The sequence below is a fragment of the Shimazuella sp. NTD248 genome, from assembly GCF_059510395.1.
This window is the reverse complement of the sequence record NZ_JCAJZT010000005.1, coordinates 214,315-233,660: the sequence shown is the minus strand read 5'-3', so window position 1 is coordinate 233,660 and position 19,346 is coordinate 214,315. Positions and strand designations below refer to the sequence as shown.

The following is a 19,346-nucleotide window of genomic DNA, read 5'->3' as shown; positions in this document are numbered from 1 at the left end:
TAAATTAGTAATATATTTTTCATAATTGGAAGGATAAAGGGAATTTCCGCTGAATATGTAATGCAAAATAAATTATTGTATTACGGGAGATATAGCTGATGAATAGAAAGCTGTTAGGGACAAAACTGAAAGAGCGAAGAAGTGAATTGAAAGAGAGTATGGACAGTATTTCTGATGAATTTATTTCAGCTTCTACAGTTGGAAACATTGAACGAGGCTTACCAAATGTAGCGCAAGAAAAAATTCAATACTATGCAGAAAAACTTGGACTTGGAAAAGAGCTTTTTGGAATCTTGAGTGATGCGGAGCGAAAAGAAAAAGAGTTAGAAGCAGAACTTTCTAAATTAGGTGGAGTTTTGACTGCTGACTTTGACGCCTCTGTGAAGAGATTGGAAGAGCTTAGTTTTTTAAATAAGGACAGTAGATTATCACCTCAATATCACTATTTACTAGGTCGTTGTCAGTTTTTAAAGAGAACAGTACATGGAGAGAAAGTGCTTTATAAAGCACAAAGACATTATAATGCAATTCTCAATTTACTTCTGAAATCGTTAGAACCTGATGAGGCTAATTTGAAGGCAGCTACATTAAACGAATTGGGTAGGACATTTTATTATTTGAGAGACTACGCCAAAGCATTAGAGTGTACAGAGCAAGGAATAGAAGCTTATAGAGAGAATGGTAAACGTCAAGCGACTTTATTTTATCTTTTGATAAATAAGGCAATGTATTTAGAGCATTTAAATGAGGATGAAAGAGCATTGCGAACACTAGAAGAACTTTGGGGAAAAATATCTAATTCGAATCCAACAAAGATACTTGCTGTATTACGGTTAGAGACATTTTTGCAAATCCATATTAATTTTGCCAAATTACTTAATAAAGTGAAGCATTATCATAGAGCTCTAGAATTTGCAGAGGCTGGTGTTAACATTGCAAGGCAAAATAATAATTATGATAAATTAGCTTTGCTCTGGACCACCATTGGAACCATTTATGAAGAGAGAAATATTGATGAAGCTGTTCAGCATTATCTAAATGCTTTAAGTATCAGAGAAAAGGTAAAAGAGCAAAACATTGTTTATGCTCTTAAAAATCTTGGATTTCTTTATATAAAAATGAAGAGGTTTGAGGAATCGCAGAAAGTCTTAAAGGAAGCTATTGAGATTGCAGGTAAACGAAAAGATGAAGTGACAATCTTAGATACTTTGATGGTACAAGGTGCTTGTTATCGTGAGCAAGGTTTGTATCTAGAGGCGATACCATCATATAAAGGAGCACTAGAATTATCAGTAAAACATAAGCAATTAAAAAAACAGTATGAAAATATTGTGAATCTGTGTTATTGTTATAAAAAAACAAACAATATGGAAACACACCAATATTATTTACAAAAGACATTTGAGCTTCAAGTTAGTATGATGGATTTGGAAGCGACCCATCAATGAGGCTAGGGGGTATCCTTTATGCGTTTTCATGGACCAGACGATACAGTTGGAGATGACTAGATTTTTTCATGAAGAACCTGTAAAAATTGCAGGTTCTTTTTTATGCTTAAAAAATTGAAATGAGGTGTTAATGAATGGATTATAAAAACATTGTAAAAGAGATATTAAGTAACTTTGAGAATGTTAATGAGCATGATTGGAGGTTAAAGGGAATTGCATTGCTTGGAAAGATGCGAAGCGGAAAAGATACAGTAGCTGATTATGCTGTTAGGAGATACGGATTTACTAAATATGCTTTTGGTGATGCACTTAAACAGTACGCTCATATATATTCTGATGTTCCAATTGATGCTGGAGAAAAACCAAGGGAACTATAGCAAGAATTCGGGCAGAAATGCAGAGAGATTGATGAAAACATTTGGATTAAATGTTTGATTGGCACTTTGAATTATGATATGCCAAGCCTTTTTATTATCTCTGATATGAGACAACCGAATGAAAGGATGTTTGTACATGTGAATGTGATACCAGTTATTAAAATTGAGAGTAATTTGTTTGTAAGGCTTGAGTGAATCAGAGGAAAATGACAATTTAATATGAAATCATTAATTCATGAAACGGAAATGCGGGTAGATTTGCTTGCACTTGATTTCAAAATAGAAAACGATTCAACTATTGGGGAAGCAACAAAACAATTGGATAAATTAAGGGGGATTTTTCGATGACACCTGAAAAATTGCATATGGAGCTACTGAAAATTGAAATACAGGACAGCGATTTTCTAATTGATTTAGAGAATGCGCTGTTTATTTTGTCTGATGAGGAAAAACAGGTATTTGATTTATTTTATAATCAGGTCTCATCAACACATGGAATTGTTGATGAGACCAAAATAAATTACATGAAGGTGCGCAGTTTGTTGAAGAGTTCAATTGCTTCATCTTCATAGATTCCATATTTTAAATCGTACACTGTAATTCCCGTTAGTTCTGTTATGAATGGTGTTAATTCTTTTCCAGCTTCCAATTTAACGAAAGTATGAAAAGTTCCTATCTCATTACCTAACAAACAGGGCTGTGTGAGTTGAATAATCTTGTTGATTATCATGTCGAACGTTCAATGAAAGAAGAACGCAATAAAAGATGCAAAGAAAAGGACCAGAGAGGAATGGAAAGAACTCGAACACAGTCTAAAGAACGAGCAAATCACAAAAGAGAAAATACATCAATTGATTGATAGTTATGTTGATGCTGGCCTTCTTGAAGATGATTCACTAAAAGAAAGATTTAAGGAATGCAAAAGTTATAGTTGCGGTAATTTCTTTTACGCGAAAAATAAACGTATTCAATATTGTAGCTATACTTGGTATTACAACCAGCACAACGCAATAAAGAGGAAAAAGAAGAATGGGACATATTTTAAGAAATCGGACTACTTGCCGAAGCTTGAAACATCAAAAAATGTGGAGTGGATTGTAAATCTGATAAGAAGAATGATAAAAGGGTTATAGGACTTGGAAAGATGAATGAGCAGGTAGTAGTGAAGCGGTATTATTTGAATTTAGTTGTATTATCTGTAATTCCTTATTTATACAAATCTTACCCACACTTCATTAACAATTGTTGGATGTTTTTGAATTCATCAGAATTTATAATAAACATAACGCTTAATAGAAGGATAGAGGGATGCTAGTATGAAAATTGGAAAAAGTATATTTACTGTAGTGTTGTGTGCAGGAGCTTTACTCACAGGTTTTGGACAACTAGAAAATGCCCATGCTGCCGGAATTGGATTACTAAATAGTGGACAGAGTGTTGCTGTAGGCGTGGCAGCCGGTGGTAACATAGCAAATTTAAACGTAGACAAGAAGCATGAACATGTCCACGTGATAAGAGAGGCTGAATCTGACCTTGAAACAATAGGAAACTTAGACTTTTGAGAATGGGGGTAACACTATGAAAATGAAAAAAGTATTTCTTTCCACAGCTTTACTATTAGGATTTGCTTTTACAACTCTTACCCCTGTCGCTCACGCTACTGATGTATTGAATTTAGTTAATGCAAAACGTATTCCTGTCTCTGTTCTTAGTGAGGGCAATACTCCAGCAGACAATATTCAGGTAACGAGTGTAGAACAAGAAGTAGTTGGTAGTTGGGTAGGTGCTGATGGGGTTGTTAGGGAGGCGAAACGCCCATATGAAGAAGATGCAGTTGAAGCTATACTGGCAACACTGATAAGTCACGATTATGAGGAATAATGAAAGTGTATCTCTATAGAGCTCAAATAATGGAATGCTGCTCATTTAATTGAAATACTAAAAACAAAAATAAAATTACCAGAAAATTTCGGTATAATTGTAGTTGATTTATTTGAATGATGCCAAAGTGCAAAGTAATCCTTATTAAATCAAGGATAGTTTTCATTTTGGCTCGTTATATTTATACATTGATATGAATATTAATTCCTATGCGATATTCTGTTATACAAGTGAGGGTGTTATTCTTCAAAACGCGATTTCAGAAAAGAATAGGTCAGATTATTCTGAATGATATGTCTTGATTTCGGTTCTAAGGGGGTGTGGTGAGATTTTAAAGGACCTTCCGAGGGGTATTTTTGAGCTTAGAAACGAAATTGAGAGGGCAATTTTGAAAAAGTAGATGAAACTGCATGTGGGAAAGAGCCACGGTATTGTATTATTCGCAAAGGAATCAACGGATGTTTCCTGCTACTCATCTACAAGATATCACAAAGAAGAAAGAGAAGTAAAAGATTTTTTAAAAAATGTCCTTTTCATCATCTCACCATTGTATATATCTTTTAAATAATAAAAGCTGACGTCCTGAAAAGCTTTTATTATTTGTTTTAAATACTCTTAAAGGCTTTTCAGAAAAAGATATAGTTAGTGTATTATAAGATATATTCTACTGAAAAAAAGAACTTAAAAAAGAAAAAGAAAGAGTTCCGCGCCGTCAGGCATTTATGCATGATTTATGCATAAGGTTTTTGGGTTAGATTTTTTTATTTCTATAAAAAAATATCAGAATATTATGTATTTATTAAAAATTGGGGAGCCTGATACTTGGGTAGCACCAGACTCATCCCTAGTTACGGAATAACCACAACCGTTACTCCGATGTCCGGCAACCGGAACTTACTATAAGAAGTAGTCCCAGTATCAGCAACGCCATTCCCGTCCTTGTCATAAATCGAGATAGAGCCACTCGAACAGACAGAGATTCTCGCAATACCATCAACAAGGTACACTTCAACAGAACAGTACTCGTCGCCTACTGTCACGACCCTGTATCGATGAGTGGGAAGGTTCCTCACTCGGACAACGGGATTGAGCTTGGAACGGCGGTAAGGCATAGAAGTCTCCGATGCTAGAAATCACTAACTTATCTTATTAAAAATATCAGAGTTAGGGGTTTAAATCAACAGAGAGGGGGTGTTTTGATGAACGACTTGAAGAAAGACATATGACTACAATGACATTGCTTTTATCTGGAAAGAGCGTAGCTGATACAGCAGAAGAGGTTGGAATTAGCAGAAGGCAGTTATATCGATGGATGGAAAAACCACTGTTTGCTCAAACAATGAATAAGATGATTGTCAATAATACCAAACACAAAGTTTCTGAGGTAATTGATGCAATGATTAAAGCAGCAGTTGAAGATAGAAATGCACAGGCTGGAAGGCTTATATTAGAAACTCATGGACTTTATAAAGGTGCTGATAAGGTTGAAGTGAATGTAAATAACAATGAAATTGACCTTGAGAAAATAAAGGCAGAATTAGAGGGTATGTGACATCTTTTATTTTTAAATAAAAAAGATTATAAAAGTCGAATTTCCTCTATTTAAAGGTAACATGAAAAGATGATTTCTCGAAATCAGACAGTAGATGTCACAAGCCAACTAAAACATATGGTGCGACCTAATAATAAACGAACCAACAAAAATATTTTCAACTTTTCACTTCAACATCGGAACATACTTATATAAATCGTCAACTCAAAATACTTTCTATCAAAAATAACACCCCTACCATATCTAAATTCAATGAATTCATAATAACAGATATTACATTTTATTTCTGAATGTAAATAAAATGTAATATTGCAATATTCAGAATGTAATGTAAACACAATAAAATGTTATTGGTTATGAGGGGGTGAACTTTATGAGTATTTTTAAATGGGTTCGATGGAAGAAGGCTCCAAAACCAAATGCCTGCCCTGTATGTGGTAAGAATGACCAGATGGTTTGGGATAGAGGGGAATGGAAATGTGTTCGTTGTGACCATGTCTGTTAAATTATAGATATCGACAAAACTTGCTCACTTATGACAGACCACTTTCATATAAAATGACTTCAACAAGAAGTTAAAAGATATGGAGTGGTCTTTTTTATGAGAAAAAGGGAACATTATGCCTTTTTGGATGGATACAAACCTTCAATATTGATTGAGCCAACTAACGAACTTTTTAAGCTCATACCAACAAGCTATCCTCACTTGAAATCTTATATAGACCAAGAAAACGTATTTATGTTTTTTCAAACCGAAAAACAAAAAAAAGAATATCAAAAGAGAATGAAAGGTGTAAAATGGGGAACCTATGATTTTCATATGATTATCGGAGAAACACTTGGTTTCCCAAAAAGAAGTATTGAATATTTCGCCGAAATGAGAGCTTTAGAAGACAAACTTGGTCATTATCCAGAGATTGAAAGGCGAGAAAAAATTGGAGTAGAGTGGGCAGGTTTCTTCTTTTCCTCTCACATTGATTTTGTTGTAGAAGAGATTCAATGGCTTTTTAATACATACCAACACGAAAAAGCGGTCGGTTTACCAGTCTGTCTTAGTAGGTTAGCGGAAGGATTAGGTTCCATAGACATACCTTATGGAGACATTGCAAAGCTTCGCTCAATTGTCCATGAGATTAAAGAGGATAGAAGACAAAGAGTAGAAGTAACTATATAGTAATGAAAAAAATCTTGTAAGCTTATACTGTTGTGCACCCCAAAAGTTAGACCAACAAATCTAACTTCACAGGGGGTGCATTTTCTATGAAGAAAACATATGAAGCAACGTTCAAGTTGAAGGTAGTAAACGAATATTTGAAAGGAGTGGAAGGATATACACTGCTAGTCAAAAGATATGGAATTCCAGACAAGTCACAAAAAAGGATCTCTGCTAGGAAGTCATAAAAATAGGAATATGATAAACTATTGGAAAGCCGACCCATGCTAGTGGATAAGGAGCCCCTGCTATGGGGAAGAAGAAACAACAACGCATGGCTGTATGGATTGCGGTCTGTGTGTGGAGGTTTTGGTACTGGTTCTACCTTCCTCGTCATCTCGAAATCCTGATGCTGAAAACGGTTGGGAAGAGGATGGACGATTGGGAATTTCCTGGTGGAGGTGTTGAGCCCGAGGAAACCAAGATCGAAGCGGGAACCCGTGAAACATGGGAGGAGACAGGACAACATGTCTCCAAAGTCTTCTCTACCGAAATCTATCACGAGGTTTTTGGTCGAACAACGGTGATTGGTCTTGCTGGGTTGATCAATCACAGGAAGGTGACACCTCTTGTTCTTAATTCGGATCACCATTCCCAAGGGGGATGGTTTCAGGGACCAGAGACTGTTCCTTGGACGGTGGAAATTCCTCCCACTGTGTATGGGGAAATGGGAAGGGCGCGGTCTGTCATCGCCGCATACCGCAGGAGGACGTTGATGAAGGTGGCTCTCGTGGTCATTCTTCTCTTCCTTCTCTAGAGGAAAACAATGCCAGCCGCTGACCTTCAACAGGATAGCGAGTGATCTTAGGATCTTGCTGTCGCCTCCCTCCCGCTTCGGTGGGAGGGAAAATTATTATAGGAAATAAAAGTGACAAAAATGTGTCTTTTTTATTTCCTAATAAGAATTTATCTGCTAAAATAATAGTAATTAATTTTGCTAATACTTGTTATTGTTGTATGAATCCGTTTTCAAAGATATGGGGTGTCGAGATGGAAAGAAAAATTGATAAACAACTATCGCGTATATTGCCAAATGGACTTCCAAACTATCCAGGTCTGCCAAATCGTTGGTATTTATACCCATATGGGCTTCTAATCTTTTTACTTGCTGTACCTAGCTGCATTTTCTATATGGCTTACAAAGCAGTTATGGAGTATAGTGAGAACTCTGTCAATGTCTCGATAATTTCTTCTGCTTACTTAGTCATTTTATGTGTAGCATTTTACTACATCCTTCGTTTCAATTATCGTTACTGGTTTAATTCGGTACCAAACCCACGTACTTTTGAGGAATTTGTCGCTTTCGCTCAATTTGTAAAAGAGAAAGGGAACAACTGGCAAGTCATCTTGATCCATGAGTATATTCTGAATAAATTTCCTAATGAGAATGTAAGCGCTGTCGAAGTGGATTTGGGGATCGCGTACCTGAAAAATGCAGGGCAAAAATATTTAGTAAAGAATGTAGATATAGAAAAAGGTATAGAGTATGTAAAGAGAGGTCTTGATGCAAAAGATAATCAAGTGAGACAGCTAGCTTTAGAAACATTGAGAGATCACTATCTATCAATAGCAGAGAAGGAAAGATCTGAAGAAATGAATGATTTACTTAGGAAACTAAAACTAGATCAGGTCGTTTTAGGATAAGTCCATTAAGTAAATGTGGGTACGCCGGTTTTCTGAGAACCGGCGTACTTTTTTTCTCTTTATGAAGAAATGATTTTCCTCCTATGTGGCAAGGTTTATTCATCCCTCATCTTTGTTTCCTCTAGGTTAGTTGCCCATTGATTAATATGCTAACCAATAGTAGGAATATTGGCAGCGATCATACCTGATTTGTCTCCTATTGCAAGGCAGTCTGGAGATTTTGTAGATTGTGCCTTGAAATCGAAAAATAATCTTCTCCCTTTTTCAGTTCATCTGTTGTTAATCCTTCTATAGGGTCTAGTATCAGCGCTTTGGCATGGATTTCATTTGTTACTGTCTGTGCTACTTTTGGATTGACTAATTTTTCAAAAAAGATGTAATGTATCTTCTTTTGTTCTGCATATTGGATAATTTCTTTCAACTTTTTGGGACTTGGCTCTTCATCAGGTGATATGCCAGAAATAGCAATCTGCTTTAGACCATAACGCTCTGTCAAATAGTGAAAAGCAGCATGGGATGTGATTACATTTTTGTTTTTTGCCTGAGCCAAAACAGACTGATAAGACTGATCTAATTGGTCAAAACGTTTAGCGAGTTTCTTATAGTTTTGTTCATACAGTGCTTGATGTTGTGGATCTTTTTGGATCAAAGCCTGCTTGATATTTTCCGCTTGTTTTTTGGCGAGTATGGGGTCTAACCAAACATGAGGGTCCTTGTTTATAGCGTTGCTTTCATGAATGTGACCTTCTTCTTGTTCTGTACTATCATACAGAGCAATATTTTTCGTTGATTCGACGATCATCGTTTGTTGGCTGTCTAAATTGGATCGTACTCGATCAATCCAGCCTTCTAAGCCTGCACCGTTATAGATAAGCATATCAGCTTGATTAAGTTGAATGAGGTCTTTTTGTGTAGGTTCATAATCATGTGGTTCTACCCCTGGCGGTGTGAGGTTGTGAACGGTTACCTGTGTTCCTCCTATTTCTTTTGCGAAGAAAGCTAAAGGATACATACTTGTGTAAATTACTAATTTACGATTCTCTTTTTGCTCGGATTTCGTGGGATGATCAGCATGGCTGTTGGTACAACCAACGAGTGACCCGAGTAGAATGAATAGAAACCCAAAAACAACGCCTTTTCTCAATTTCATGTGCACCTCTCTCGTTAAATCGTAATTATTATTATTTAACTCTCTGCGATTTTCATTATATCGATTTGACTACTTTGTGTCTATTAATATTTATAAAAAATATAAAATCATTTATAATTTCCCATAGTAATTGATTTTTTGCTTATAATTTATCTCTCTTTCCGTCTTTTATTTTTTTATTGCAATAGGGTGATCACATTTACAAAATAGAATAATTACGATATAAGTAGTGGGATAGAGAAAATTTTGCATCTTCTTGGTCGTTTGATAGCGGAGAAGAAGGGAATGGAATGAGGAGTGAGTTGGAAATATCATGCTTCGTTTACTTAAAAATTACTATGTAGAGATTTTGCTTGTCTTTGTTTTAGCAAGCTTTCTTCTCTTTTTTAGTTCTGATCAATTTTTAGCTTTTGAATGGGATATCCGATTCTTGACTTCTTTTACAAAAAATCCGCAGTTACTTAGTTTATCTACTATTTTCCTAAGTATTTTTTTAGAAGGATTGCCGTTTATTTTATTTGGCGTGTTTATCTCAAGTTTTATTCATGAATTTGTTAATGAAAACGGATTGTGGAGATGGGTTCCCAAAAATCCATTTCTATCGATTCCGATGGCGATTGTATTAGGTTTTGTGCTGCCGGTCTGTGAGTGTGGAATTGTGCCGATTGCTAGACGTCTAATAGAGAAAAAATTGCCTGTATATACTGCATTTACGTTTTTATTGGCAGCACCCATCGTGAATCCGGTTACGATCTTCTCTACTTATATAGCATTTGGAAACGATTGGAGTATAACGATCGTTCGAGTAGCTATGGGAGCAGGTATTGCGATTGTTATGGGGGGATTGTTTTATTTGTTTTTTCGGAATACTCCTGTTTTAAAGGAAATTCCCAATAGTTGCGACCATATACATGAAGCTTGTTGTACGACTGATCATGAGGGGCATGAGCATTCTTATACGAAGAATTGGAAAGAAAGCGTGGAACATGCCTTACATCACTCCATTTTTGAGTTTTTAAATACGGGGAAGTATTTTGTTTTAGGAGCTTTTTTAGCAGCTTGTTTTCAAACTTTTATTGGCTTTTCTGCCATTCAAGCGGCAGCAAAGTATGAGGGCATATCGATTCTTTTATTGATGGGAATTGCTTTTGGTTTATCCATTTGTTCTTCTTCTGATGCGTTTATCGCTGCTTCTTTTCGTAGTGCGGTCGGTGCTGCACCTCTCTTTGCGTTCCTCGTCTATGGACCGATAATGGATTTGAAAAATCTGTTGATGATGAGCGGTAGTTTTCGACCTGCGGTCATTTGGTTTTTTTGGGGTGGGACTACTTTGTTGACGATTATATCTGTTGTGGTGTTTTTATAGTCGAAAGGAGGGGGAACATGGCAGCATTGTTCCGCATCATTATTTTGTTTGGGTTTGCTTTGGTTTTATCTTACTTGATCATATCTCATGATCTCGATTATTTTATTAATCCTCGTCTGCAATACTTAAGTGTTATCAGTGTTTTATTTTTGCTCACACTTGGTTTGGTTCAACTAAAAAACGTTGGAAAACGAGCAGTCCACCCAGTAGGGATATGGGGTTATGTGATGGTTTGTTTACCCATCCTATTTTTTCTCTTTTTTCCTAGTAAACCAGCCGAAACGAGTTTAGCAGATAACAAAATGTATACATATGTTCCAAACCAAGTGAAAAGGGCGAATCCTTCTCCAAATCAGTCCACAGATGCTCCTCAAGAACTAACGGAAGAAGAGTGGGAGCTTCCATATAAAAAGAAAGCTGCTGAATTAAAGAAACTGCCTGTCATCATTTTGACCAGTGAAAATTATATCGATGTGTCCAATGTGTTGATGATGTATCCGGAACAGTTTATCGGGAAAAAGATTCGCACCATTGGCTTTGTATATCGGGAAGAAGGATTGAAAACGGATCAATTTGTGATAGCTCGCTTAGCGATTACTTGCTGTGTGGCAGATGCAGGTGTTGTTGGATTTTTGATTGATACTCCAGAAAGCAATCTGTTTCAAAAAGACCAATGGTTTCAAATCGAAGGGACATTTGAATTAATGAAAAATGAATCTGGGGATGTACCTGGATTGAAAATAAAAAATTATAAAAAAGTACCGGCTTTAAAAGATTCTTATGTTTATCAGCGGTTTTAAGATGAGGGAATAAGCGATTTGCAAAATAATAGAGAACAGAAGAGGATTTAAAAACAATAATGATTACGATTTAATAGAAACGATTATTTGCTTTTTGACATTTTAATTGCACAAATATACGCTTGAGCGGACATTTAAATCATATTCATTCCTATTTATAGGAATGAAGCGATGTTCTTTGGGTGAAATACAAGCAATAGCCTGCCCAGAGCAAAATGTTGTTCGGTAGAACCTACTAACGGAAGAAAGAATCATGCATAAGCATCTAGTCGAGTCTCGTGACCCGCGTCGTAGTCGTAAGATCACAGGAGTTCTCCTCATCCTGTTGCTCATTGGATTTCTGGTCCAATTTGTAGGCAGTATCAGCTCACATTCATCTAGCGTTATGAGTGATGCTATCCATATGTTGGTTGACGGTTCGAGTCAACTAACATATTGGTTGGTACTCTCCATTGCTATTTGGGGTACCCAAACACCGAAGTGGCTTAAGAAGTGTTATCCTTCTGTCACCAGTAGGTTGAAGCAGGCAAATTCTTCCATCCTCTGGATGATCGGGGACTTCGCCAGCGCTCTGTTCCTCTTCGTGGCATCAATCGGTTCCATCTGTCTAGCCTTGCGACGTTTGGCTTATCCACAAGAAGTACATGTGGAAGTATCCTTCAGTGTTGCAGTGATCGGACTGATGGTCAATCTCGTCAGTCTGTTGGTCATCATTGCCACTAAATCGCAAGAGAACCTGAAGGGCGTTTTTCTACATGTGAAGTATGATCTCCAAGACTCTATGTTTGTCATCGTGGGGCAACTGGTGGTATGGAAGTTCGGACATGATTTCCAGTTTGTCCAGTATGTTGACCCGCTTCTCAGCTTGTGGTTGGGAAAGAAAATGATTAAGTCATCATGGGGTCTTCACAAAGCCGCACTTCAAGGAAAGACCTTCCATATGAATGGTATCCGTATTCAGTATCCGGTATATGCCAGTCATGATTGCTCTGGACATGGACACGGATCAGAGGAAAATGAGCATAGGCATCGTTGTAATCATCACTGAGAATTGTATAGAGAAGAGAGGCGTGAAGAGGTTACTTAGGAAGAGATAGAAAACTCAAGTAAACTCGAATGTCTGATAGGAGGTTCTATCTAGTCCCAAACATGCACAGGTGTGCAGTGTTTGGGACTACAATTTTTTCAGGAGAGAAGTTCATATTTAGATCTATATTACAAGTATTCATAAGATAATGGGGCTATCGAAAACAACTGACCATAAGATTTCTCGATAAATGAATGGATAAAACCTGAAGAATATAAGAAAAATGGATGGCAGGGAAATGATAGTAGGCGATTTTCAAGTGGTAGAGGCAGGAATGAATGTGCAAAATAATATTTTTTTGATATTTTGCACAAGAGAAAATTTAGTTGTTATACTAATAGGAGTTGAACCCATATGAGCTCAACTCCAAGTTGGTTTGCGAGAGAAAAAGAGGAAAACAGATGACCGAATCGCTCACTCCGGCAGAGCGTGAGAATCTGACCCGAGGTCAGATCGATTCTCACGTCGTTCTGGGAAACGAGACATCCACACCGGACCAGAAGGCTCTGGCTGAGTCGACGTCCGACATGACGCGGACAGTGCTCGGGGAGGACTCGGGCGAGTGATGGTGAGGTAGTTCACTCGTGATCACAGACGTGCTACGGCTCTACATTATGTGGAAAGTCGTAGCGCGTCGTCCATTATGGCATATGATGTTTCAGGATTTCCTCATAAAACTGAGAGTCTTGAATCTTTACTTGATAAATTTGATCAAATCCTTCGGAGTAACTTGGAGGTTCCCATATCTTACAGGTACTTTTGATTGCAACGATCGGGACTTGTTCTGTTTTATCTCTTGCTTGGTTACGAGCTATGGATGCTTCGATATCAGGAGGAAAGAAGTAACCGATCACTCGAAAGTCATGTTGTTTTGCTTTTGGAATATAACGGAGCCGATCTTTTACTGTTGGATTGGTATTATCTACAACAAATGGCTGTTTTGCATGTAGACAAGCATCCACTAAGTAATTTTCCCGATATCTCGTTTTCAACATATCTAAATTAATACGAATGTGAGTCCGAAAAAAATAGTCTTTTACAAAAGTTGATTTTCCTGATCCTTGTAATCCCATCAATATAATTGCTTCCATTTGAGTACCTACTCATCCTTTGGATACACATATTGTTCGATATATCCTCTGTCTTGCGAGAAGATCGGTATTTCCTTATCTACCACCCAGCGGTGACGGATAGCATTATCTTTTTGATAAGACTGCTTTGTTATACATACCCCTCGTTTTTGCCAAACCGGCAGGTCATTCCAGTTTATTTCTTTTTCCATCATCAGTTTTTCCTGCATCTGTTTTCCACTGAGACCATGTAGTTGTTTAGCAGAAAAATGACTTTGAGCAACCATGGAAACGCTGTTTTTGGCTGCATCCAATTGTCTCCACAAAAAATAATTGACGACTTCATCTGAAGGCAATATCCAAGCTCTACAATCAAAGGTGGCAAGATTCTGGTCGGCTAAAATCTTCTTGATCACATCATTAAATTTTGCTGTCGCCAGAGATGCGGCAACAGAAGTGATTTTTTGCAGGTTGTTATCAAACCATGCTTCTGTCGTAAGTTTGTCATTGTTTGTCAGGAGGAGGGAGATTTCATCACTTTGGTGATAGATGAGTTTACAACCCATTATTTCACTTGCTAAAAATTGCCCGGTTTCCCAAAATGCTTGGACAAGTCGTTCATCAAATGGCTTGTCTAGTTTTTTGGTATAGCTATGGAAGTGACAGCCATCGATTCGGAGCAATACAGGTAAGCGTTTAGGTAAGTAACTACGATATGCAAATTCATAAGCTTTCATACGATTGCCGAACTCATCGGTTTTTTTCATAGGTTTCCCACTCTTTTTGTATTATAATGAATTGTTAATATTATTCTTATTTTTATAAAGAAAAGGGTGCTTTTTTTGAAAAAATAACGGTTCCAACTGGTATTTTGATATTATACCATCCAGCGCAAGCTGTTGAACGGATAAAGGAAAATCCGAGTTATAAGTTACCTTTGTTATTTCTGTGTATGTCTATCGTTGTTTTAGGAGCAATTTTTGGATATGCACAGCCCTATTTAGACCCAACTTTACTGGAACCTGGTGATTCGATCGAAGTAGTTTCCGTTTTTTTTGCAGTTTTTTTGAGTGTATTCATGTTGTTCGTAATAACGCTATATCTTCTTATAGAAGCATTTGTTATTTGGGGCATAACAAAACTAGTTAAAAAAACAGTTTCTTTTCGATATGTGTTTATCCTAACTCTTTATATTTCGCTTATTTTAGAACCTATCACTTTTCTAGTCAGTTTGTTAGTAGACCCTCAAATCCAAGGTCCTCAAGTTACTGCATTGAGTTATTGGATTCCTTCATCTGGTGTGGTAACAGCCGTACTGGATCAAATAGAGCTCGCTTTCATCTGGGAAATGATAATTTTATTCTTTGCTTTGCGGCCGCTAGCTAATGTCACCGTGTTACAAGCAAGTATGATAACGGTGATTGTATTCATATGTTCTTGTTTCGTTGATATTGCAACATATATGCTATGATTATCGAATGGATTGGCAGCATCATAATTTTCGCAACAAACCCTTAAAGTTAAGATAAAAGTTGAGGTGTTGAAGTGTCTTTAGATTCCACAGAAAAGAATAAATTATATGATGGGAGTTTGGAAGATAAGAGGAGAGTTTCGCTATTTTCTTCTGTAGTAGCACAGCTTCGGAATGCAGGATGTGTATTTGCAGAGGAAGAAGCTCAGTTGTTACTTGAAACAGCACAGGATGAATCTGGGCTTACCAAAATGGTACAACAGAGAGTTTCTGGATGGCCAATTGAGCATGTTGTTGGATGGAGTGAGTTTTACGGTCATCGAATTGCAGTTGATAATGGTGTTTTTGTACCGCGAAAAAGAACCGAATTTCTGGTAGAACAAGCTGTAAAACTTGCAAAGAGCGGGGATACCATACTAGATTTATGTTGTGGATCAGGTGCATTAGGCATTGCGGTAACTGCGTCTTTAGAGAATTATCAGTTGTACGCTTCAGATTTGGATGCAAAAGCAGTGCAATGTGCTAGGAAAAATATCTCTGCTAGAGGAGGTAAGGTGTATGAAGGCGATCTATTTTCACCACTGCCAGATTATTTACAAGGCAGGGTGAACATTTTGCTCGCCAATACCCCCTATGTGCCGACAAATGCAATTGCGTTTCTACCTACAGAAGCTCGTGAGTATGAAGCACGGATGGCACTCGATGGAGGAAAAGATGGTTTAGATATCCAGCAGCGAGTAGCCTCAGCCGCATCGCTGTGGCTCGCTCCCAATGGATATCTATTCGTTGAAACAAGTGAGCAGCAAGCCTTGAAAACGGCTGAGCTTTTTATACAGAATGGGTTGCTTTCGCAAATCGTAACCAGTGAAGAGTTAGATGCTACTGTTGTTATCGGGATGAAAAAAGAGATTCCATGTAGATAAAGAAACCTACCATGTCCATAAACGACTAGGTAGGTTTTCTTATGCGAAACAGGATACGAATCAAGTAAATGATAATACCAAGGCTTGCTAGGATCAGTAGTATCCACTCTATTGTGAGTGTCCAAAAATCAGGGACATATTGTGTTAAGTTATTACCCGCTGCAAGCAATAAGAGGATAGGTGTTGGAACATCGATACCCAAAACGATAGGGTTGTTTTGTCCAAGTTTGAGATTCCAAGACAATGTTTTTCCATCTTTACTCACCGCATTGGCATTTTGTTTCGTAGGAGCGATTGGTAAAGTCAGGAGAAAACGGAATTTGAGCCGATCCAACAAATCACTCAAATAAGGAGCAAAAGGTCCTAGTAAATTCGAAATGTTTTTCTGCATATTAACTTGTGTTTGATAGAGCAGGGTTGTCTTCCAAAAACTACTTTTAATGCTTAATTCCTTGATCGGTTGAAAGGTAGTTTTTGTGGAAAGAACCGCTTTTGATTGGCCGCCGTTTGGTATTAGCTCTGTGGGGATAGCAGCATTTATTTCTTTGTTTAGTGGTTCTTTTGCAATATTTTTAACTGGTTTTGTGGCTATAAAGCCAACTTGATTTTTTTCGCGTATAAACTTAGCTTCATATCCTTTGCTTGAATAGAGGGTTGTGATATGACGTATATACCTTTGTGCTTTGGCATTTGTTAACACTTTCCACTGATAGATTCCAGAACCATCTTTGTTTATCGTTACATGTAAATTCCCTTGGATGCAGCCGGTGAGAAGCGAGAGGATAACAAATAAGAAAAGCAGTTTCCACTTCTTATTTTGCATTGAGGTACTCCTTTAAATAAGTAGATATATTACTAGTATAGGGAAAATACGAATATTTAGTCCTTCATCGACGAGGTTTGGTAATTTGGGACAAGAAACTGATTCTCTTATATAGAAAAATAGAAATCTTCTCTAATCATAAGAGAATAATATTTACTATTATTGTGAAAAATAATAAAATTAGGTTGTAAGGGATTTTACATTTTCAGGAGGGGTATAGTGAAATTTTTGGAGTTTCCAGCTTGCTCTTATGAAAAATATATCGTTAAACTCAATGTAAATCGGGTAAAGAAGGATCAATCCTCTACTATGGATCGTTTTGTCTTTGTGTTTAGTCGGTGTATCGAAGAGAGTTCCACTTATGGAAAAGTGGAGATTGAGTTAGTACCAGAAGGGAACGTTCCAATTTTTCATGATGAATTGAAAAATGCCCAAAAGAAAGAAATCAAAGATCAAGACTTTGAAGATAATGGTTTATCTCTTCAAATTGGGGATGACATCAAAATCATAAAAAATATAAGTGATTTTGCAACCAATTACATTGCAGTGGTGCATGATCCAAACAATGGGCGAGACAGATACCATTGGCTGCTGACAAGAAATCTTGGTCATAAAGGCAAATTGGAGAACCGGCCATCTACTTCCTTTGCTCCTGAATTTCACTTTGAGATGTGTAAGTATCAAGATGAACAAGAAAAATCGGAAATAGAAAATAGTGTGAAGAATATTAAGGATTTAGAAGGACTGGCAGACACCTTTGAAGAGATCGTTTCCCAATTGGAAGCGAGAAGATCGAAAGTGGAAAATCGGACAACAGGTGAGTGCCTTAGATCATACTATCGAGGGAGTGACTGCTAAGGAGAAGATACGACAGATATGGGAGAAAATCGTTTTTTGGTGTCGCTGAAAATAAAGAGAATCATCCTTTTTCCTAGGATGGTTCTCTTTATTTTTCTAAATTGAAATAATAGTATTGCATACATTTATAGTTACTACTATAATGGTGACTATGATGATAGTGACTACTTAAATAGTAACTAAAAGGACAGAAGTGAGGAAACAGATGGATGAGCTAATAAAAGAAATACAGCAATTTGGTCTGACACAATATGAAGCAAAAGTCTATGTTGCCCTCGTTCGTTTAGGTACTTCAAATGGCTATGGGATCAGCAAAAATTCTGGTGTTCCAAGGGCAAGAGTGTATGAGGTATTAGCGAATTTAGAGCAAAAAGGAATGATCTTAAGAGAAGAGATAGATGGGGATGTCTACTATACTTCCTTACCTATTAATGTGTTTCTCCATTCAGTAGATGAGTCTTGGAAGAAGTCATTTGCTTTTGTAAAAAAAGAATTAACTCAACTTGAACAGGCAGTTCCACAAAATAAGTTTCATGTCACTACCATAACAGGAGATGAAACAATAGTCTCATTTGCTAGTGACCTAATAAGAAAAGCGAAAAATCGGATTGTCGTTTCCTTGTGGGATGAGATGTATGATCAGTTAGTTGAGTTGTTAAGGGGAAAATCTAACGAATGTCGAGTGAAGGGAATTATCTTTCAAAAAGATGAAGTGATTCCTGAATTAACTATTCATCGTCGTACTTCTTTTCTTGAAGAGAGGAAAGAGAATAAATGGTTCATCGTATCCGTAGATGGGAAAGATGTTTTCTATGGTCATTCGTTGAGGGAAGAAGGAAAAGCTTTTTATACAAATGACCCAATCCATGCGTATTTAATGGAGGATTATATCTGGCATGACATACTCGTCAATCACTTAGTGAAAGAACAAAAAGGATTGGACGACTGGATAAATGAAGCGGCCAAAGCGTTTTTCAACTAGAAGAAAACAATAGAGGATGAACATCATGAAGAAAACGTTAGGTTATATTGTCATATTTCTTATACTCGCTTTAACGATATTTTTTGTACAACCTTATATTTTATTAGATGATAGTCAAAGCCGGGTTCCGATCACGTCCATAAGTATTCAATATCCATTATTGATCGTGCATATCTTTTTTGCAGCGATCGCAATGGCGATAGGACCTTTTCAATTTTCAACTAGTCTGCGAATCAAAAAAGTTAAATTGCATCGAGTGTTAGGCAAAATATATCTCATTGGCATTCTTTTTGGGGGATTGACAGGGTTTGGTGTTGCACTTTATACGGAAACATTTACAAGAGAAATAGGATTTCTTTTTTTAAATGTATTTTGGCTGTACTCGGCTTGGATGGCGTATTCTACTATCCGCAAGAAACATGTGCAAGAGCATCGACAGTGGATGATACGTAATTATGCGTTGACAGTAGTTGCGATCAGTGCAAGAATTCTCGCGCAATTATTGGTGCCAGTCTATGTATTATTGCGAAATGTATCTAGTGATGTTGCAGCTACTCCAACTGTTTTTGATGGGTTATTAGAAACTGGAGTTTGGTTAGCGATTGGATTACATGTGATCATCGTTGAATGGTTTATCCTTAAGAAAAAGAAAAAAAATGTACCTGCAAGTGCAGGTTAGGTTTGTTAAGGAACTCGAAGTA

The 19,346-nt window shown here is 37.0% G+C and carries 24 protein-coding genes; 19 read left to right on the top strand and 5 right to left on the bottom strand.

Annotation, left to right across the window (positions count from 1 at the left end; translation table 11 throughout):
- The first annotated feature begins 98 nt into the window (after nucleotides 1-98).
- The 5 genes from AC5WOE_RS13405 to AC5WOE_RS13385 all read left to right on the top strand — a co-directional run bounded on the left by AC5WOE_RS13405 (nucleotide 99) and on the right by AC5WOE_RS13385 (nucleotide 3,706).
- Nucleotides 99-1,448, top strand: coding sequence for a tetratricopeptide repeat protein (locus AC5WOE_RS13405; RefSeq protein ID WP_496052779.1), 1,350 nt, complete (start codon nucleotides 99-101; stop codon nucleotides 1,446-1,448).
- Between the two features lie 134 nt (nucleotides 1,449-1,582).
- The gene (locus tag AC5WOE_RS13400; protein WP_496049073.1) at nucleotides 1,583-1,825 is read left to right on the top strand and encodes a deoxynucleotide monophosphate kinase family protein; all 243 of its coding nucleotides are present in this window, start codon (nucleotides 1,583-1,585) and stop codon (nucleotides 1,823-1,825) included.
- A gap of 344 nt (nucleotides 1,826-2,169) precedes the next feature.
- A complete protein-coding gene (locus tag AC5WOE_RS13395) occupies nucleotides 2,170-2,397 on the top strand; it encodes a hypothetical protein (protein ID WP_496049072.1) in 228 nt (75 codons plus the stop codon).
- Nucleotides 2,398-3,141: 744 nt separating this feature from the next.
- Nucleotides 3,142-3,387, top strand: a complete 246-nt coding sequence (locus AC5WOE_RS13390) for a hypothetical protein (protein WP_496049071.1) — start codon at nucleotides 3,142-3,144, stop codon at nucleotides 3,385-3,387.
- Between the two features lie 22 nt (nucleotides 3,388-3,409).
- Nucleotides 3,410-3,706, top strand: a complete 297-nt coding sequence (locus AC5WOE_RS13385) for a hypothetical protein (protein WP_496049070.1) — start codon at nucleotides 3,410-3,412, stop codon at nucleotides 3,704-3,706.
- A gap of 848 nt (nucleotides 3,707-4,554) precedes the next feature.
- Here AC5WOE_RS13385 and AC5WOE_RS13380 read toward each other — a convergent pair.
- Complete coding sequence (locus AC5WOE_RS13380) at nucleotides 4,555-4,746, bottom strand: hypothetical protein (RefSeq protein ID WP_496049069.1); 192 nt, start codon at nucleotides 4,744-4,746, stop codon at nucleotides 4,555-4,557.
- Between the two features lie 182 nt (nucleotides 4,747-4,928).
- On the opposite strand from AC5WOE_RS13380, the gene AC5WOE_RS13375 reads away from it, so the two are divergent.
- The 6 genes from AC5WOE_RS13375 (at nucleotide 4,929) to AC5WOE_RS13350 (ending at nucleotide 8,115) form a co-directional block, all read left to right on the top strand.
- Nucleotides 4,929-5,258 carry a phBC6A51 family helix-turn-helix protein gene (locus AC5WOE_RS13375; RefSeq protein WP_496049068.1) on the top strand — a complete coding sequence of 110 codons (330 nt, stop codon included), beginning with the start codon at nucleotides 4,929-4,931 and terminating at the stop codon, nucleotides 5,256-5,258.
- Between the two features lie 373 nt (nucleotides 5,259-5,631).
- Nucleotides 5,632-5,763 carry a hypothetical protein gene (locus AC5WOE_RS13370; protein WP_496049067.1) on the top strand — a complete coding sequence of 44 codons (132 nt, stop codon included), beginning with the start codon at nucleotides 5,632-5,634 and terminating at the stop codon, nucleotides 5,761-5,763.
- Nucleotides 5,764-5,859: 96 nt separating this feature from the next.
- The gene (locus AC5WOE_RS13365) at nucleotides 5,860-6,432 is read left to right on the top strand and encodes a hypothetical protein (protein ID WP_496052778.1); all 573 of its coding nucleotides are present in this window, start codon (nucleotides 5,860-5,862) and stop codon (nucleotides 6,430-6,432) included.
- 86 nt (nucleotides 6,433-6,518) lie between these two features.
- Nucleotides 6,519-6,659 carry a hypothetical protein gene (locus AC5WOE_RS13360; protein WP_496049065.1) on the top strand — a complete coding sequence of 47 codons (141 nt, stop codon included), beginning with the start codon at nucleotides 6,519-6,521 and terminating at the stop codon, nucleotides 6,657-6,659.
- A gap of 62 nt (nucleotides 6,660-6,721) precedes the next feature.
- A complete protein-coding gene (locus AC5WOE_RS13355) occupies nucleotides 6,722-7,228 on the top strand; it encodes an NUDIX hydrolase (protein ID WP_496052777.1) in 507 nt (168 codons plus the stop codon).
- A 233-nt stretch (nucleotides 7,229-7,461) separates the two neighbouring features.
- Nucleotides 7,462-8,115: a hypothetical protein gene (locus tag AC5WOE_RS13350; protein ID WP_496049063.1), complete on the top strand. Its 654-nt coding sequence runs from the start codon at nucleotides 7,462-7,464 to the stop codon at nucleotides 8,113-8,115.
- A 196-nt stretch (nucleotides 8,116-8,311) separates the two neighbouring features.
- Here the strand turns inward: AC5WOE_RS13350 and AC5WOE_RS13345 are convergent, their stop codons facing one another.
- Nucleotides 8,312-9,265: a metal ABC transporter substrate-binding protein gene (locus AC5WOE_RS13345; protein WP_496049062.1), complete on the bottom strand. Its 954-nt coding sequence runs from the start codon at nucleotides 9,263-9,265 to the stop codon at nucleotides 8,312-8,314.
- Nucleotides 9,266-9,578: 313 nt separating this feature from the next.
- Here AC5WOE_RS13345 and AC5WOE_RS13340 point away from each other — a divergent pair, with 313 nt between their 5' ends.
- The 3 genes from AC5WOE_RS13340 to AC5WOE_RS13330 all read left to right on the top strand — a co-directional run bounded on the left by AC5WOE_RS13340 (nucleotide 9,579) and on the right by AC5WOE_RS13330 (nucleotide 12,479).
- Nucleotides 9,579-10,631 carry a permease gene (locus tag AC5WOE_RS13340; RefSeq protein WP_496049061.1) on the top strand — a complete coding sequence of 351 codons (1,053 nt, stop codon included), beginning with the start codon at nucleotides 9,579-9,581 and terminating at the stop codon, nucleotides 10,629-10,631.
- A 17-nt stretch (nucleotides 10,632-10,648) separates the two neighbouring features.
- Nucleotides 10,649-11,431 carry a TIGR03943 family putative permease subunit gene (locus AC5WOE_RS13335; RefSeq protein ID WP_496052776.1) on the top strand — a complete coding sequence of 261 codons (783 nt, stop codon included), beginning with the start codon at nucleotides 10,649-10,651 and terminating at the stop codon, nucleotides 11,429-11,431.
- A gap of 253 nt (nucleotides 11,432-11,684) precedes the next feature.
- Nucleotides 11,685-12,479 carry a cation efflux transmembrane domain-containing protein gene (locus AC5WOE_RS13330; RefSeq protein ID WP_496049059.1) on the top strand — a complete coding sequence of 265 codons (795 nt, stop codon included), beginning with the start codon at nucleotides 11,685-11,687 and terminating at the stop codon, nucleotides 12,477-12,479.
- A gap of 680 nt (nucleotides 12,480-13,159) precedes the next feature.
- Here the strand turns inward: AC5WOE_RS13330 and AC5WOE_RS13325 are convergent.
- Both AC5WOE_RS13325 and AC5WOE_RS13320 read right to left on the bottom strand, forming a co-directional pair.
- Complete coding sequence (locus AC5WOE_RS13325; RefSeq protein WP_496052775.1) at nucleotides 13,160-13,609, bottom strand: AAA family ATPase; 450 nt, start codon at nucleotides 13,607-13,609, stop codon at nucleotides 13,160-13,162.
- Between the two features lie 8 nt (nucleotides 13,610-13,617).
- Nucleotides 13,618-14,355, bottom strand: coding sequence for a tRNA(His) guanylyltransferase Thg1 family protein (locus AC5WOE_RS13320; protein ID WP_496049057.1), 738 nt, complete (start codon nucleotides 14,353-14,355; stop codon nucleotides 13,618-13,620).
- Nucleotides 14,356-14,459: 104 nt separating this feature from the next.
- On the opposite strand from AC5WOE_RS13320, the gene AC5WOE_RS13315 reads away from it, so the two are divergent.
- The gene (locus AC5WOE_RS13315; protein ID WP_496052774.1) at nucleotides 14,460-15,059 is read left to right on the top strand and encodes a YIP1 family protein; all 600 of its coding nucleotides are present in this window, start codon (nucleotides 14,460-14,462) and stop codon (nucleotides 15,057-15,059) included.
- A 74-nt stretch (nucleotides 15,060-15,133) separates the two neighbouring features.
- Entirely contained in the window at nucleotides 15,134-15,982 is an 849-nt protein-coding gene (locus AC5WOE_RS13310) for a putative protein N(5)-glutamine methyltransferase (RefSeq protein WP_496052773.1), read from the top strand.
- 25 nt (nucleotides 15,983-16,007) lie between these two features.
- On the opposite strand, the gene AC5WOE_RS13305 is transcribed toward AC5WOE_RS13310, so the two are convergent.
- Entirely contained in the window at nucleotides 16,008-16,805 is a 798-nt protein-coding gene (locus AC5WOE_RS13305; protein ID WP_496049055.1) for a hypothetical protein, read from the bottom strand.
- A 219-nt stretch (nucleotides 16,806-17,024) separates the two neighbouring features.
- Here AC5WOE_RS13305 and AC5WOE_RS13300 point away from each other — a divergent pair, with 219 nt between their 5' ends.
- From AC5WOE_RS13300 to AC5WOE_RS13290, 3 genes are all read left to right on the top strand, one after another.
- Nucleotides 17,025-17,663 carry a hypothetical protein gene (locus tag AC5WOE_RS13300; protein WP_496049054.1) on the top strand — a complete coding sequence of 213 codons (639 nt, stop codon included), beginning with the start codon at nucleotides 17,025-17,027 and terminating at the stop codon, nucleotides 17,661-17,663.
- A 205-nt stretch (nucleotides 17,664-17,868) separates the two neighbouring features.
- Complete coding sequence (locus AC5WOE_RS13295) at nucleotides 17,869-18,645, top strand: TrmB family transcriptional regulator (RefSeq protein ID WP_496052772.1); 777 nt, start codon at nucleotides 17,869-17,871, stop codon at nucleotides 18,643-18,645.
- 25 nt (nucleotides 18,646-18,670) lie between these two features.
- Entirely contained in the window at nucleotides 18,671-19,324 is a 654-nt protein-coding gene (locus AC5WOE_RS13290; RefSeq protein ID WP_496052771.1) for a DUF2306 domain-containing protein, read from the top strand.
- The last annotated feature ends 22 nt before the right edge of the window (nucleotides 19,325-19,346 follow it).